Below are 16272 nucleotides of genomic sequence, written 5' to 3' on the forward strand. Positions count from 1 at the left end.
CTGGCGATGTGCTTGCGGCTCGATGCCGCGAGCATCGCCGCCCCCTCGGGGGGCCGACCAGCGTACCCGCTGGGCGGGGGGCTCACAGCATGATCGTGATGAAGAACGGGACGGGTGTATGGTTCGCCAGTCCGCCCGCGCCTGGCCAGTTCACGGCCTCCGCAGCCGCGCGCGTGGCGCCGCTGGAGGAAACCATGACCCGCTGCCTGGTCGTCGACGACGACGCCGAGATCCGCCATTCCGTGAGTGACTACCTGCGCCGCTTCGGCATGGAAGTCGCGACTGCCGAGGACGGCGCCGAGATGCGCCGCGCGATGGCCTCGGGCAATGAATTCGATGTGATCGTGCTGGACCTGATGCTGCCCGACGAGAGCGGCCTGACGCTGTGCCAGTGGGTGCAGCAGAGCAGCCAGGTTCCGGTGATCATGCTGACCGCCCAGGGCGATCCGGTCAGCCGCGTGCTGGGCCTGGAGATGGGTGCCGACGACTACCTGCCCAAGCCCTTCGAGCCGCGCGAGCTGGTGGCGCGGATCAATGCCGTGCTGCGCCGCACGAAGAAGGGCGAGCGCGGCATGGAGCCGTCCAAGTCGCGCAGCATCAGCTTCGACGGCTGGCGGTTCGACCGCGTGCTGCGCCAGCTGCGCTCGCCGGACGACGTCGTCGTGGTGCTGTCCAACGCCGAGTTCCGGCTGCTCTCGGCCTTCGTCGACCGGCCCGGCCGCGTGCTGACGCGCGACCAGCTGATCGACCTCACCCGCGCGCCGGGCGTCGTCGTCAACGACCGCAGCATCGACCTCAGCGTCTCGCGCCTGCGCCAGAAGCTCGGGGACTCCTCGCGCGAGCCGCGGATGATCCGCACGATGCGCGGCGAAGGCTATCTGTTCGACCTCAAAGTCCAAGGCTGATGAAACGCTTCCTGAAGCGTTACCTGCGGCTGGACACGCTGGCCAAGCGCCTGTTCGTGCTGATCTGGGGCTCGCTGATCGTCGCGCAGCTGCTGGCGGTGTCGGTGGTGCAGCTGGTGTCCATCGGCGACGAGCGCGGCATGTTCGGCGGCCGTGGCATCCCGGGGCCGATGGCCACGCTGCCAGTGCTGCCGCCCACGCCGGGCGTGCCCGGCCACGGCGGACGCATGCCGCGCGGGCCCGCGCCGCCGGATGCCAACGAAGGGGAATGGGGCCATCCCCCCGACGACCGGCCGCGCGACATGCCCGGCCGGCGCCATGAGATGGGACTCCGCCTGCTGCTGATCGACTACGGCGTGCGCTTCCTGGTCATCGGCATTGCGGCCTGGTACGGCTCGCGCTGGGTCTCGCAGCCGATGCGCAAGCTGGTCGGCGCCTCGCAGGCGCTGGGCGACTCGCTGGCGCAAGGCGGCGCCGCGCCGCGCGAGCTGGACGAGACGACCGGCACGATGGAAGTGCGCGAGACCGCCAAGGTCTTCAACACGATGTCGCGCCAGCTGCGCGAGCAGTTCCGCGCCCGCGGCCTGATGATGGCCGCGATCTCCCACGACCTGCGCACCCCGTTGACCCGGATGCGCATGCGCCTAGAAATGATGGAATCGCCCGAGCCGGAGCTGCAGCAGAAGAACATCGCCGACCTGCGCGAGATGAACGCGCTGATCGACAACGCGCTGGAGGTGTTCCGCGGCGCCGACGGCAACCCCGAGCCGATGATGAAGATCGACGTGGCCGCGCTGCTGCAGTCGATGACGGACGACCTCGCCGAGCAGGGCCAGCCGGTGGCGTACTCGGGCGAGCAGGAAATGGTGACCCTGGCCCAGCCGGCCGCGTTGCGCCGCGTGTTCGGCAACCTGGTCGACAACGCGCTGCGCTACGGCGGCCGGGCCGATGTCAACGTGCAACGCGTGGGCTCCGAGCTGCACATCACGATCGACGATGCCGGCCCCGGCATCCCGCAGGCGCTGATGGACAACGTGTTCCAGCCCTTCTTCCGGGTGGACGCCTCGCGCAGCAAGCACACCGGCGGCACGGGCCTGGGCCTCTACATCGCGCGCGACCTGGCGCAGCGCCAGGGCGGCACGCTGACGCTGGCGAACCGACATGAAGGTAGAGAGATAGGCGGGCTGCGGGCAACGCTCGTGCTGCCGCTCCGATAGGGGTCAACGGCGGGCCCCGGCCTGCGGGTTTTTCCGTAGGCAGGCGCCCCAGGTGACGACCGGCACCCCCGGGTCGGGCCTGCACAATCGGCCGCTTCATTCCACACGACGGCCACGAGCCGTCCGCCTGCCCATGAACGCCAAACGTACCGCCATCGCCCTGGCCGCCGCGCTGCAGATCCTCAGCGTCCAGGCCGCCGACCACACGGCCGCCGCCAGCGCCACCAGTGCCACCGCGGCCGCCACCGACGCTGTCTGGGACCTGAAGCCCCTGTACCCCAGCGTCGAAGCCTGGGACGCCGAGCGCAAGGCCATCCTCGCCGAGCTGCCCAAGCTGCAGATCCTGAAGGGCACGCTGGGCACCGCCGCCGGCCTGCGCGCCGGCATGGACCAGGTCAGCGCACTGCGCAAGCGCCTGGACCGCATGGCCGTCTACGCCAGCCTGGCCGCCGACGTCGACACCAAGAACACCGAGAACCAGGCCCGCAACCAGCTCGGCGACGCGGCCTACAACCAGTTCGGCGAGGCCACCTCCTTCCTCAACACCGAGATCGCCGCGCTGGGCAGCGACAAGGTCGAGGCCTTCATCAAGGCCGAGCCGGGCCTCGCCAAGCACGCCTACTCGCTGCGCACGATCGTGCGCCTGGCCTCGCACGTGCTGAGCGGCCCCGAGGAGGCCCTGCTGGCCTCCGCCGCCGAGCCGCTGCAGCAGCCGCAAAACATCTACTCGCTGCTGACCAACGCCGACCTGCCCTGGCCCAAGATCAAGATCCACGGCAAGGAAGTGACGCTGGACCAGGAGCAATACGTCGCGTTCCGCTCCGACCCGGATCCGAAGATCCGCCTGCAGGTGTTCAAGGCCTTCTGGCCGGTCTACAAGGCCTATGAGCGCACGCTCGGCTCGATCTATTCGGCGCAGCTGCGCGGCGACGTGTTCCAGGCCCGCGCCCGCAAGTTCGACAGCAGCGTGGCGGCCGCACAGAGCGGCGACAACATCCCCGAGGCGGTCTACCGCACGCTGGTGCAGGAAGCCAACAACGGCCTGCCGACGCTGCACCGCTACTTCCAGCTGCGCAGCAAGATGCTGGGCCTGAAGAGCGCCGGCTACCAGGACATCTACGTGCCGCTGGCCAAGCCGAAGGGCCAGTACACGATCCCCGAGGCCGAGGCGCTGACCTTGGACGCGCTGAAGCCGCTGGGCACTGAGTACACCGGCAAGCTGGCCGACGGCTTCAAGGGCCAGTGGATGCACGCGGTGGCGCAGCCCGGCAAGCGCTCGGGGGCCTACATGAACGGCGCGGCGTACGACGTGCACCCGTACCTGCTGATGAGCTTCACCAACAACTACAACAGCGTCTCCACGCTGGCGCACGAGTGGGGTCACGCGATGCACACGGTCTACACGACCGGCACGCAACCCTACGAGACCTCCAACTACGCCACCTTCATCGCCGAGATCCCGTCCACCGCCAACGAGCTGCTGCTGGCCGACTACATGGTCGGCCACGCCAAGAGCAAGGACGAGAAGATCTTCGCGCTGAGCCAGGAGCTGGAGAACCTGCGCGGCACCTTCTTCCGCCAGGCGATGTTCGCCGAGTTCGAGCTGAAGGCGCACGAGGCCGTCGAGAAGGGCGAGGCGATGACCGGCGAGAAGCTCTCCGCCATCTACCTCGACCTGCTCAAGCGCTATCACGGCGATGCCGAGAACGTCGTGAAGATCGATCCGCTGTACGGCATCGAGTGGGCCTACATCCCGCACTTCTACCGCAACTTCTACGTCTACCAGTACGCCACCTGCATCAGCGCCGCCGCCTTCTTCGCCGAGGGCATCGGCAAGGGCGACACGGCGCTGCGCGACCGTTACTTCACCCTGCTGAAGGCGGGCGGCTCCGACGATCCGTACAAGCTGCTGCTGGCCGCCGGCCTGGACATGGCCAAGCCGGATCCTTACAAGGCCGTCGTCAAGCGCATGGACCGCGTGATGGACGAGCTGGAAGCGCTGACCGCCAGCAAGTAAGGCGACGTCAACAAGGGACCGGTTGACGGCCGGCCGGCGCGTCGGGAAGATGCGCCGGCCCATCAAAAATCGCCAGGAGGCCCCGACCATGACCGAGCGCCTGAGTGCCCGCGACTTCGCCCCCGAAGTCCTGAAGCTGTTCGACCGCTACGTCCACGGCGATCTCAGTCGCCGCGGCTTCCTCGAACAGGCCCAGCAATACGCCGTCGGCACGATCGGCGGCGCCGCCGGCCTGCTGGCCGCCCTGAGCCCGCAGTTCGCCGCCGCCCAGCAAGTGAAGCCGGACGACGTCCGGCTGGCGATCCACCGGGCGCAGATCGATTCGCCCGCCGGCAACGGCAGCATCCAGGCCTACCTCGCGTGGCCGAAGGGTGCGACGGGCAAGCTGCCGGTGGTGATGGTCGTGCACGAGAACCGCGGCCTGAACCCGCACATCGAGGACATCGCCCGCCGCCTGGCGCTGGACGGCTTCCTCGCCGTCGCGCCGGATGCGCTGACGCCGCTGGGCGGCTATCCCGGCGACGAGGACAAGGCCCGCGATCTGTTCGGCAAGCTCGACGCGCCCAAGACCCGTGCCGACATGCTGGCCGTGGCGCGCCACCTGCTGACCGTGCCGATGGGCAACGGCCGGCTCGGCGTCGTCGGCTTCTGCTGGGGCGGCGGCATCGCCAACTACCTGGCCACCGAAGTGCCGGAGCTGAAGGCCTCCGTGCCCTTCTACGGCGCCCAACCCGCCGCGGCCGACGTCGCCCGGATCAAGGCGCCGCTGCTGATCCACTACGCCGGCGAAGACGAGCGCATCAACGCCGGCTGGCCCGCCTACGAACAGGCGCTGAAGGCCAACCATGTCCCCTACCAGGCCTTCGTCTACGCCGGCGCGCAGCACGGCTTCAACAACGACACGACCCCGCGCTTCGACGCCGCCGCGGCCAAGCTCGCCTGGGACCGCACGGTCGCGTTCTTCAAGGAAAAACTGAAGGGATGAGCACCATGCAACACATGCTCCTGATCGTCGAACCCGTGGGCCAGCGCACCGAGCGCGGGCTGGACAAGGGTCATGAGGTCTACAACCGGATGCTGGACTTCACCGCCACCTTGGAGTCGCAGGGCGTGCTGGCGGCCTGCAATTCGCTGCAGTCGACGCGCCGGGCCACGCGCCTGCAGGTGCGCAACGGCCGGCAGACGCTGGTCGACGGCCCCTTCGCCGAGGTGAAGGAGATGGTCGGAGGCTTCTTCCTGCTGAACGTCGAGACGCGCGAGGAAGCGCTGGCGATCGCCGCGCGCTGCCCGGCGGCGGAGTGGGCGACGATCGAGGTGCGCGCCGTCGGCCCCTGCTACGAGGACTGAAGTCCCACGGCAGAAAAAAAATTTCCGGCGGATTGTCGATCCGCCGCTCGGCCGTCCGTCGTCCTGGCAGGCAATACGACAGGAGATCGACATCATGCGCTTCATGATCATGGTCAAGGCCACCTCGACCAGCGAGGCCGGGGAACTGCCGGACGACGATTCGGTGATGCAGGACATGGGCAGCTTCCACGAGGAACTGGCCCGGGCCGGCGTGCTGCTGGACGCCAACGGCCTCAGGCCCAGCAGCCAGGGCTGGCGCATCCAGTACGGCCGCGATGGCGGGCGCAAGGTCATCGACGGGCCGTTCGCCGAAACCAAGGAGCTGCTGGCCGGCTACACCTTGATCCAGGTGCGCTCGCGCGACGAGGCGATGGAATGGGCGCGCCGCTTTCCGTCACCGTTCGGCAAGGGCATCGAGTGCGAGATCGAGGTGCGGCCGCTGTACGAGAACGAAGACTTCGAGCCGGGCGGCGCACTGCACCGCGCCTGAAGCCCACAACAGGAGAGAGACAAGCCATGAAAGTCATCAAGACCCTCGCGCTGCTCGTATTGGCGGCGATAGCACTGCTGCTGATCTACGCTGCCACGCGGCCCAACGAATTCGTCGTCGAGCGCAGCACGCGCATCGACGCACCGCCCGAGAAGATCTTCCCGCTGATCGCCGACGTGAAGGCCTTCAACACCTGGAATCCCTGGCTGCGCAAGGAACCGAGCGTGCAGCTGACTTACAGCGGCGCCAGCACCAGCGGCCCCGGCGCCAGCTACAGCTGGGTCGGCAAGGAGAGCGGCGAGGGCAGCATGACGCTGGCCGAGCAGACGCCGTCGAGCCAGGTCGTCTACAAGCTCGACTTCATGAAGCCCTTCGAAGCCCACAACCGCGCCTTGTTCACGCTGACGCCGGACGGCGCCGGCACCCGCGTCAGCTGGAAGATGGATGGCCCGGCGCCCTACCTGACCAAGCTGATGGGCGTGCTGTTCGACATGGACAAGATGGTCGGCGATGACTTTGCCGCCGGCCTGGCCAACCTGAAGGCCGCCGCCGAAGCCAAGTAACCCAAGGGAGACTTCTTTCACCATGCAACTGAAGTTCATCAGCATCACGGTGCCCGACCAGCAGGCCGCGCTGGAGATCTACACCAGCAAGCTCGGCTTCACGAAGATGGCCGACATCCCGATGGGCGAGTACCGCTGGCTCACCGTCACCTCGCCGGACGGCGTCGACGGCGCGGAGCTGGTGCTGGAGCCGCTGGCCTTCCCCCCGGCCGCCACCTACCAGAAGGCGCTGTTCGAAGCCGGCATCCCGGCCACGGCCTTCATCACGCAGGACATCGCGCGGGAAGTCGAGCGGCTGCGCGCCGCCGGCGTCACCGTGCGCGGCGAACCGAAGGCCGCCGGCCCGATCACCTTCGTGATGTTCGAGGACGGCTGCGGCAACCTGATCAACCTCGTCCAGCCCCACCAACAGAATCCGGAGACCTGACGTGAGCCACAAGCAGCTGTTCATCAATCTGCCGATCAAGGACATGGCGAAGAGCCGTGCCTTCTTCGAGTCGCTGGGCTACCAGTTCAACCCACAGTTCAGCAACGACCAGGGCGCCTGCCTCGTGCTCGGCGAGAACCTGTTCGCGATGTTGCTGACCGAGCCTTTCTTCGCCACGTTCACGAAGAAGACCATCGTCAACGCGCACGAGAGCGTCGAGGCGCTGCTGTGCCTCAGCTGCGACAGCCGCGAGGAGGTGGACGGCCTGGTCGCCCAGGCCGCCGCGGCCGGCGGCAAGCCGCAGGAGCAGGCGCAGGACCACGGCTTCATGTACTCCCATGGTTTCGAGGACCTGGACGGCCACAAGTGGGAACTCGTCCACATGTCGGGCCAGCCGGGTTGATTGATGGATAGCAGGACCGGCCGCGATGAGATCGACCGCCCAAGCGCCGCTGCAGTGGCCGCCGTCTGGCGGATCGAATCGGCCAAGATCGTCGCCAGCGTGGCCCGCATCGTCCGCGACGTGGGGCTGGCCGAGGAGCTGGCACAGGACGCGCTGCTCGCCGCGCTGCAGACCTGGCCGCGCGACGGCATCCCCGCCAACGGCGGCGCCTGGCTGATGACCACGGCCAAGAATCGCGCGCTCGACCACCTGCGCCAGCGTGCACTGCATGCGCGCAAGGAGGAGGAACTCGGCGCCGACATGGCCGCGCTCGGCGAGGACCACCAGCCCGACTTTGTCGACGCGCTCGACGCCGCGCGCCAGGACGACATCGGCGACGACCTGCTGCGGCTGATCTTCACCGCCTGCCATCCGGTGCTGTCCACCGAGGCGCGGGTGGCGCTGACCCTGCGCCTGCTCGGCGGCCTCGCCACCGACGAGATCGCCCGCGCCTTCCTGGTGCCGGAACCGACGATCGCGCAGCGCATCGTGCGCGCCAAGCGCAGCCTGACCGCCGCGCAGGTGCCCTTCGAGGTGCCGCGCGCCGAGGAGCGCGCCGAGCGCCTGGCCTCGGTGCTGGAGGTGATCTACCTGATCTTCAACGAAGGCTATTCCGCCACCGCCGGCGAGGACTGGATGCGCCCGGCGCTGTGCGAGGAGGCGCTGCGCCTGGGCCGCATCCTTGCCGGCCTGGTGCCGGACGAGGCCGAGGCGCACGGCCTGCTCGCGCTGATGGAGATCCAGGCCTCCCGCACCGCCGCGCGCACCGATGCGCAGGGCCGGCCGGTGCTGCTGCTGGACCAGGACCGCTCACGCTGGGACCAGTTGCTGATCCGCCGCGGGCTGGCCGCGCTGGCCAAGGCCCAGGCGCTGATCGCCGGCCGCGGCGTGACGCTCGGCAACTACGGCCTGCAGGCCGCCATCGCTGCCTGCCACGCCCGCGCCCGCAAGCCCGAGGACACCGACTGGCCGCTGATCGTCGCGCTGTACGACGCACTGGCCGAGTTGCGCCCCTCCCCGGTCGTCGAACTGAACCGCGCCGTCGCCATCGGCATGGCCTTCGGCCCGGCCGAGGCATTGCCGCTGGTCGACGAGCTGATGGCCGTGCCGGCGCTGAAGAGCTACCACTGGCTGCCCAGCGTGCGCGGCGACCTGCTGCTCAAGCTCGGCCGGCTGGCCGAGGCGCAGATCGAGTTCGAGAAGGCCGCCGCGCTGACGCGCAACGAACGCGAGCGGCAACTGCTGCTGCAGCGGGCGGCCGAGGCAGCGCAAGCGCCGCCGCAAAGGCACTGACCGCGTTCAGCCCTTGTCGCTGATCTGTTCCTTGAGCATCTTCTGCATCAAGGTGAAGAAGCGGTCGTAGAACTCGCCGGCGGGGATCGTTTCCGAAGCCACCTTCACCAGCGAATCCTGCGACGAGGACAGCGGCACCGAGATCGAGCCGATCGCGCCCACGCCGACGCTGGCCGAATTGGCGCTGCGCTTGATCACGTAGCGGTCCTGCTGCGCCGACACGTAGGCGGTGGACACCGCGGCTCCCTTGCCGTCCGGCACGCAGACGACGGTGAAGTTGATCTCCACGTGGTCTTCGCCGTTCGGCTGGAAGCGCTTGATGCCGGTGATCTGGCCGGTGGACGTGGTGTTGATGATGTAGCCCTGGCTCAGCAGCGTGCGGCGCGCGGCCTCGCAGGTGTCCTCCACGCTGCCGTCGAACAGGCGCGAGAAGGTCTCGTCGGACTGGAAACGCTCGCTCTGGTAGACGGCCTTCGGCATCGGCGCGAGCGGGTTGGAGAAGCTGCAACCGGCCAGCACGAACGCGGCCGCAAGAACAGTCAGCGGCCAGCGCCGCCTCGGCAACAGAAACAACATGGACGCGGGATTCATCGGCATGGCAACGGCGCATTATCGGCGCCCGCGCAGCACCTTCCGTCCCCTACTGTAAAGGGACGCGAAGAAGGGTTTGCCGCCATGTCGCGGCCGGGGCCCAGTCGTAGACTGACCCGAGCCGTCTCAGGCATTGGGGAGCGTCCGTGCTGCCAAGTGACACCGCGAATCCGGCCTATTTCCACAAGGTCGTCGACTGCCAGTGGGCCTGCCCCGCGCACACCCCGGTTCCCGAATACATACGCCTGATCGCCCAGGGCCGCCACGACGAGGCCTACCTGGTCAACTGGGTGTCGAACGTGTTCCCCGGCGTGCTGGGCCGCACCTGCGACCGGCCCTGCGAACCGGCCTGCCGGCGCGGGCGGGTCGAGGAACACAACGCGGCCAAGCCCGAGGCCGTGGCGATCTGCCGGCTCAAGCGCGTGGCGGCCGACAACAAGAGCCAGGAGCTGCGCGCGATGCTGCCCACGCCGCTGGCGAAGAACGGCAAGCGCGTCGCCTGCATCGGCGCCGGCCCCGCCTCGCTGACGGTGGCGCGCGACCTGGCCACCCAGGGCTATGCGGTGACGGTGTTCGACGGCGAGGCCAAGGCCGGCGGCTTCATCCGCACGCAGATCCCGCGCTTCCGCCTGCCCGAGCGGGTGATCGACGAGGAATGCGGTTACGTGCTGGGCCTGGGCGTCGAGTTCCGCGCCGGCCAGCGCATCGATTCGATGAAGGCAATGCTCGACGACGGAGGCTTTGACGCGGTATTCGTCGGCTGCGGCGCGCCCCGCGGGCGCGACCTGGACCTGCCCGGCCGGCAGGAGGCCGCGGCCGACATCCACATCGGCATCGACTGGCTGTCCAGCGTCTCTTTCGGCCATGTGGACAAGGTCAAGCCGCGCGTGATCGTGCTGGGCGGCGGCAACACGGCGATGGACTGCTGCCGCTCGAGCCGCCGGCTGGGCGCCGAGTCGGTCACCGTGGCCGTGCGCAGCGGCTACGCGCAGATGAAGGCCTCGCCCTGGGAGAAGGAGGATGCCGAGCACGAGGGCATTCCGATCCTCGATTTTCACGTTCCCCTTGCCTTCGAGCATGACGGCCAGGGCCGGCTGACGGGCATGCGCTTCAAACGCGTCACGCAGGGCGACGAGATCACCATCCCCTGCGACGAGGTGCTGGTCGCCGTCGGCCAGGAGAACGCCTTCCCCTGGATCGAGCGCGACGCGGGCATCGCCTTCGACGAACGCGGCATGCCGGTGCTCGACGCCGTGAGCTTCCAGTCCAGCCGGCCCGAGGTCTTCTTCGGCGGCGATGCGGCCTTCGGGCCGAAGAACATCATCACCGCCGTCGCCCACGGCCACGAGGCCGCCGTCTCGATCGACCGCTACCTGCACGGCGAGCCGGTGACCAAGCGGCCGCCACCGCACGTGAACCTGATCTCGCAGAAGATGGGCATCCACGAGTGGAGCTATGACAACGGCCCCAGCAACGAGCTGCGCCACAAGGTGCCCTGGAGCGCGGCCGAGAAGGCGCTGGCCAGCATCAAGGTGGAGGTGGAGCTGGGCTTCGACGCCGCCACCGCCTTCAAGGAGGCGCAGCGCTGCCTGAACTGCGACGTGCAGACCGTCTTCACCGAGAAGGCCTGCATCGAATGCGATGCCTGCGTGGACATCTGCCCGATGGACTGCATCACGTTCACCGCCAACGGCGACGAGGCGGACCTGCGCCCGCGGCTGAACGCGCCGGCGCTCAACGAGACGCAGGACCTCTACGTCAGCGCGCCGCTAAAGACCGCGCGGGTGATGGTCAAGGACGAGGACGTCTGCCTGCACTGCGGGCTCTGCGCCGAACGCTGCCCGACCGGCGCCTGGGACATGCAGAAATTCCTGCTGCTGACGACCAAGGCGGGCCATGCCTGCCGTGATCTGCCGGTCAGAAAGGTGGCCGCAGCATGAGCCGCATCGATGCCGTCAACGACTTCGTCGTCAAGTTCGCCAACGTCAACGGCAGCGGCTCGGCCTCGGCCAACGAGCTGTTCGCCAAGGCCATCCTGCGCATGGGCGTGCCGGTGAGCCCGCGCAACATCTTCCCGAGCAATATCCAGGGCCTGCCGACCTGGTACGAGGTGCGGGTCAGCGAGGCAGGGTGGCTCGGCCGGCGCGGCGGCGTCGACATGATGGTGGCGATGAACCCGCAGACCTGGGCGCAGGACGTGGCCGAGGTCGATGCCGGCGGCTACCTGTTCTACGACAGCACCAAGCCACTGCCGCCCGAGGCCTTCCGGCCGGACATCCACGTGATCGGCATGCCGGTCACGGCGATCTGCAACGCCACCTACGAAGACTCGCGCCAGCGCCAGCTGTTCAAGAACATCATGGTGCTGGGCGCGTTGTCGCAGCTGATGGACGTGGACCCGAAGGTCATCGAGACCCTGTTCGCCGAGCAGTACCGCGGCAAGGAGCGGCTGCTCGACTCCAACGTGCGCGCGCTGCACGCCGGCCGCGAGTTCGCGCGCGACCATCTGCACGACATCATGGGCCTGAAGGTGCGCGCGCAGAAGGACCTGATCGGCCGGCGCATCTTCATGGAAGGCAATGCCGCGGCGGCGCTGGGCTGCGTCTACGGCGGCGCCACCGTCTGCGCCTGGTATCCGATCACGCCGTCGTCCTCGGTGGCCGAGGCCTTCCAGAAGTACTGCACCAAATTCCGCACCGCCGAGGACGGCACAAGCCGCCACGCGATCGTCCAGGCCGAGGACGAGATCGCCTCGATCGGCATCGTCACCGGCGCCGGCTGGAACGGCGCGCGCGCCTTCACCGCCACCTCCGGCCCCGGCGTCTCGCTGATGACCGAGTTCCTGGGCCTGGCCTACTTCGCCGAGATCCCGCTGACCCTGATCAACGTGCAGCGCGGCGGCCCCTCCACCGGCATGCCCACGCGCACCCAGCAGGCCGACCTGCTCAGCTGCGCCTATGCGTCGCACGGCGACACGAAGCACGTGCTGCTGCTGCCGCAAGACCCGAAGGAATGCTTCGACCATGCGGCCGCGGCGCTGGACCTGGCCGACCGGCTGCAGACGCCGGTCTTCGTGATGACCGACCTCGACATCGGCATGAACCAGCGCCTGTGCGATCCGCTGGAATGGGACGACGCGCGCCGCTACGACCGCGGCAAGGTGATGACGGCCGAGCAGCTGGAAGCCGGCCGCGAGTTCGCCCGCTACAAGGACGTGGACGGCGATGGCATCCCCTGGCGCACGCTGCCGGGCACGCACCCGAGCCGCGGCGCCTACTTCACCCGCGGCACCACGCGCGACCCGCAGGCGCTGTACTCCGAGAAGGGCCCGGACTACGTCTACAACGTCGAGCGCCTGCTGAAGAAGTTCGCCACCGCGGCCACGCTGGTGCCGCAGCCGGTGGCCCGGCCGGCGATGCGCAAGACCAGCCTGGGCGTCATCTACCTCGGCTCCACCGCGCCGGCCATGGACGAGGCGCTGCACGCGCTGAGCGCGGCCGGCATCGCGCTCGACGGACTGCGGCTGCGCGCCTTCCCGTTCCCGGAGTCGGTGCGCGAGTTCATCGACTCGCACGGCCACGTCTTCGTCGTCGAGCAGAACCGCGACGCGCAGATGCGCACGCTGCTGATCAACGAGCTGGAAGCCGCGCCCGACAAGCTGATCAAGATCCTGCACTTCGACGGCACGCCGATCACCGCCCGCTTCATCACCGAGGCGATCACGCGGCAGGTGCACGTGCTGGCCACGCAAGCCTTCTAGGGTTGGAAAACCGATGACCTACATCGCCAAACCGAAGCTCCATCACCCCAGCCTGACGAAGAACGCCGTCGGCTACACCCGGCGCGACTACGAGGGCAAGGTCTCCACCTTGTGCGCCGGCTGCGGGCACGACTCGGTCTCGGCCGCGGTCGTGCAGGCCTGCTGGCAACTGGACATCGAGCCGCACCGGGTCGCCAAGCTGTCGGGCATCGGTTGCAGTTCGAAGACGCCCGACTACTTCCTCGGTGCCAGCCACGGCTTCAACACGGTGCACGGCCGCATGCCCAGCGTGCTGACCGGCGCCAACCTCGCCAACCGCGAGCTGCTGTACCTGGGCATCTCCGGCGACGGCGACTCCGCGTCCATCGGCCTGGGCCAGTTCGCCCACGCGATGCGGCGCGGCGTGCGCATGGTCTACATCGTCGAGAACAACGGCGTCTACGGCCTCACCAAGGGCCAGTTCAGCGCCACGGCCGACCGCGGCTCGGTGGCCAAGAAGGGCGCCGTCAATCACGATGCCGCGATCGACCTGGTGAGCCTCGCGCTGCAACTCGGCGCCACCTACGTGGCCCGCGGCTTCAGCGGCGACAAGGCGCAGCTGGTGCCGCTGATCGAAGGCGCCATCCGCCACGGCGGCGCCGCCTTCGTCGACGTCATCAGCCCCTGCGTAGCCTTCAACAACCACGCCGGCAGCACGCGCAGCTACGACTACGTGCGCGAGCACAACGAGGCGGTCAGCCGCGTCGACTTCATCGACCTGGCCGCCCAGCAGCTCGCCGCCGGCGACGAAGACGTGATCGTCGTCCCGCAGCCCGATGGCACCGCGATGCGCCTGCGCCGCCTGCGCGACGACTACCGCCCGACCGATCGCATCGCCGCGATGAACCAGGTCCAGGCGCTCGCCGCCACCGGCGAGATCGCCACCGGCCTGCTCTACGTCGACCCGGATGCCGGCGACCTGCACCGCGCGCTGAACACCACCGCCACGCCGCTGAACCGGCTCGCCGAAGCGGAGCTGTGCCCGGGTGCCGCGGCGTTGGAGAAAATCAACGCTGGCCTGCGCTGAAGGGCGGCATGGCTTTCGGCCGGGGGCCAGGCATTCGCAGAGAATGCGGGCTTCCAAAAATCGAGAGCCCGTCATGCCGTCCACCGCACGCCTGCCCTCCCTGCTCGCGCTGAGCCTCTCCGCCATCTGCCTGGCCGCTTCGGCCCAGACGACACCCGAGACCCCGCTCACCGCCCTGCCCTACACGCCCAGCCTCGACACCACGGCGATGGACCGCAGCGTCGATCCCTGCGAGGACCTGTACCAGTACGCCTGCGGCGGCTGGCTCAAGAACAACCCGATCCCGGCCGACCAGTCGCGCTGGGGCGTCTACGCCAAGATGGCCAACGAGAACCAGCGTTACCTCTGGGGCATCCTCGACAAGCTGTCCCAGGGCGGCAGCGAGCGCACGGCCAACCAGGCGCGCATGGGCGACTACTTCGCCGCCTGCATGAATGAAGAGGCCGCCAACAAGGCGGGCCTGGCGCCGCTGCAGGCCCAACTCGCACGCATCGACGCGCTGGGCAGCAAGAAGCACCTGCCGGCGCTGCTGGCCGCGCTGCACCTGGCCAGCAACAACGGCCGCTTCTTCTTCGGCTTCGGCTCGGGCCAGGACTTCGCCAACTCCACGCAGATGATCGCCTTCGCCGTCGGCGGCGGCATCAGCCTGCCGGACCGCGACTACTACGTCGCCAATGACGAGAAGTCGCAGAAGCTGCGCGCCCAGTACGAGGCCCACGTCGCCCGCACCTTCGAGCTGGCCGGCGCCGCGCCGGCCGAGGCGCAGGCCGCCGCGAAGACGGTGCTTGCCACCGAAACCGCGCTGGCCAAGGCCACGCTGACCCGCGTCGAGAAGCGCGACCCGTACAAGACCTTCCACAAGTACGACGCCAAGGGCCTGCAGGCACTGACGCCCGACTTCGACTGGGCCGCCTACCGCCGCGCGCTCGGCCTGCCGGCCGGGTTGAACGTCTACAACGTCACCGAGCCGGCCTTCTTCAAGGCGATGGACAAGCAGCTCAAGGCGATGAGCGTCGCCGACATCAAGACCTACCTGCGCTGGCAGCTGATCAGCAGCAACGCGCCCTACCTCGGCAGCGACCTGGTGCAGGCCAACTTCGACTTCTTCGGCCAGACGCTCAACGGCGTGCCGCAGCTCAAGGCGCGCTGGAAGCGCTGCGTCGCGCTGGTGGACCAGCAGCTCGGCGAGGCGCTGGGCCAGGAGTTCGTCGCGCAGAACTTCGGCCCTGACCTGAAGAAAGCTACGCTGACGATGACGCAGGAGATCGAAGCCGAGATGGGCAAGAGCATCGACTCGCTGACCTGGATGAGCGACGCCACCAAGCAGCGCGCGCAGCAGAAGCTGCATGCCATCGCCAACAAGATCGGCTATCCCGAGCGCTGGCGCGACTACAGCACCTTGAAGGTCACGCGCGACGGCTTCGCCACCAACGTCGAGCAGGGCAACATCTTCGAGGCCAAGCGCCAGCTCGCCAAGATCGGCAAGCCGATCGACCGCGGCGAATGGGGCATGACGCCGCAGACGGTGAACGCCTACTACGACCCGCAGATGAACGACATCAACTTCCCCGCGGGCATCCTGCAGGCGCCGCTGTACGACGCGAAGATGGACGACGCCCCCAACTACGGCAACACCGGCGGCACCATCGGCCACGAACTGACCCACGGCTTCGACGACGAAGGCCGCCAGTTCGACGCCCAGGGCAACCTGAAGGATTGGTGGACCAAGAAGGACGCCAAGGAATTCGAAACCCGCGCCGCCTGCGTCGTCGACCAGTACGCGCAGTACACCGTCGTCGACGACATCAAAATCAACAGCAAGCTCACCCTCGGCGAAGACCTCGCCGATCTCGGCGGCCTCGTGCTCGCCTACACCGCCTGGAAGGCCCACGTCGCCAACATGACCTTGGACCCGGCCAAGGACGGCCTCACGCCCGAGCAACGCTTCTTCGTCGGCTACGCCCAATGGGACTGCAACGATGCCCGCCCCGAGTACCTCCGCGTCAAGGCCAAGACCGACCCGCACTCCCCGGGCCGCTACCGGATCAACGGCGTGGTCGTGAACATGCCCGAGTTCGAGAAGGCCTTTGCCTGCAAGCCGGGGCAGAAGATGGTGAAGAAGGCGGAGGAGCGGTGCAAGGTGTGGTGAGGAGG

15 protein-coding genes are annotated in these 16272 nt (G+C 68.5%); 14 read left to right on the forward strand and 1 reads right to left on the reverse strand.

Annotated elements, in window-relative coordinates; genetic code table 11:
• Positions 1–98 precede the first annotated feature (98 nt).
• The 10 genes from SNE35_RS03230 to SNE35_RS03275 all read left to right on the forward strand — a co-directional run bounded on the left by SNE35_RS03230 (position 99) and on the right by SNE35_RS03275 (position 8701).
• On the forward strand, positions 99–905 hold the full coding sequence (locus SNE35_RS03230; RefSeq protein WP_320421390.1) for a response regulator transcription factor: 807 nt from the start codon (positions 99–101) through the stop codon (positions 903–905).
• Positions 905–2122, forward strand: coding sequence for a sensor histidine kinase (locus SNE35_RS03235; RefSeq protein WP_320421391.1), 1218 nt, complete (start codon positions 905–907; stop codon positions 2120–2122). Before SNE35_RS03230 ends, SNE35_RS03235 begins: the two co-directional genes overlap by 1 nt.
• 133 nt (positions 2123–2255) lie before the next feature.
• Positions 2256–4139, forward strand: a complete 1884-nt coding sequence (pepF, locus tag SNE35_RS03240; protein ID WP_320421392.1) for an oligoendopeptidase F — start codon at positions 2256–2258, stop codon at positions 4137–4139.
• A gap of 88 nt (positions 4140–4227) precedes the next feature.
• Complete coding sequence (locus tag SNE35_RS03245; protein ID WP_320421393.1) at positions 4228–5124, forward strand: dienelactone hydrolase family protein; 897 nt, start codon at positions 4228–4230, stop codon at positions 5122–5124.
• A gap of 5 nt (positions 5125–5129) precedes the next feature.
• The gene (locus SNE35_RS03250; protein WP_320421394.1) at positions 5130–5486 is read left to right on the forward strand and encodes a YciI family protein; all 357 of its coding nucleotides are present in this window, start codon (positions 5130–5132) and stop codon (positions 5484–5486) included.
• 94 nt (positions 5487–5580) lie between these two features.
• Positions 5581–5976, forward strand: a complete 396-nt coding sequence (locus SNE35_RS03255) for a YciI family protein (RefSeq protein ID WP_320421396.1) — start codon at positions 5581–5583, stop codon at positions 5974–5976.
• 26 nt (positions 5977–6002) lie between these two features.
• Positions 6003–6539 (forward strand): SRPBCC family protein, encoded by a 537-nt coding sequence (locus SNE35_RS03260; protein ID WP_320421397.1) that lies wholly within the window; start codon positions 6003–6005, stop codon positions 6537–6539.
• A 22-nt stretch (positions 6540–6561) separates the two neighbouring features.
• Entirely contained in the window at positions 6562–6966 is a 405-nt protein-coding gene (locus SNE35_RS03265) for a VOC family protein (protein ID WP_320421398.1), read from the forward strand.
• Between the two features lies 1 nt (position 6967).
• Positions 6968–7369: a VOC family protein gene (locus SNE35_RS03270; RefSeq protein WP_348539322.1), complete on the forward strand. Its 402-nt coding sequence runs from the start codon at positions 6968–6970 to the stop codon at positions 7367–7369.
• A 3-nt stretch (positions 7370–7372) separates the two neighbouring features.
• Complete coding sequence (locus tag SNE35_RS03275) at positions 7373–8701, forward strand: RNA polymerase sigma factor (protein WP_320421399.1); 1329 nt, start codon at positions 7373–7375, stop codon at positions 8699–8701.
• Positions 8702–8707: 6 nt separating this feature from the next.
• Here SNE35_RS03275 and SNE35_RS03280 read toward each other — a convergent pair whose 3' ends face one another.
• Positions 8708–9277 (reverse strand): DUF2242 domain-containing protein, encoded by a 570-nt coding sequence (locus SNE35_RS03280; RefSeq protein WP_320421400.1) that lies wholly within the window; start codon positions 9275–9277, stop codon positions 8708–8710.
• A gap of 161 nt (positions 9278–9438) precedes the next feature.
• On the opposite strand from SNE35_RS03280, the gene SNE35_RS03285 reads away from it, so the two are divergent.
• The 4 genes from SNE35_RS03285 to SNE35_RS03300 all read left to right on the forward strand — a co-directional run bounded on the left by SNE35_RS03285 (position 9439) and on the right by SNE35_RS03300 (position 16267).
• Positions 9439–11232, forward strand: coding sequence for an FAD-dependent oxidoreductase (locus SNE35_RS03285; RefSeq protein ID WP_320421401.1), 1794 nt, complete (start codon positions 9439–9441; stop codon positions 11230–11232).
• A complete protein-coding gene (locus SNE35_RS03290; protein ID WP_320421402.1) occupies positions 11229–13052 on the forward strand; it encodes a 2-oxoacid:acceptor oxidoreductase subunit alpha in 1824 nt (607 codons plus the stop codon). Before SNE35_RS03285 ends, SNE35_RS03290 begins: the two co-directional genes overlap by 4 nt.
• A gap of 13 nt (positions 13053–13065) precedes the next feature.
• Complete coding sequence (locus SNE35_RS03295) at positions 13066–14118, forward strand: 2-oxoacid:ferredoxin oxidoreductase subunit beta (RefSeq protein WP_320421403.1); 1053 nt, start codon at positions 13066–13068, stop codon at positions 14116–14118.
• A 73-nt stretch (positions 14119–14191) separates the two neighbouring features.
• Complete coding sequence (locus tag SNE35_RS03300; protein WP_320421404.1) at positions 14192–16267, forward strand: M13 family metallopeptidase; 2076 nt, start codon at positions 14192–14194, stop codon at positions 16265–16267.
• Positions 16268–16272: the final 5 nt, after the last annotated feature.

Origin of the sequence: Roseateles agri (assembly GCF_034043675.1) — a bacterium.
Lineage (GTDB): Bacteria > Pseudomonadota > Gammaproteobacteria > Burkholderiales > Burkholderiaceae_C > KK5.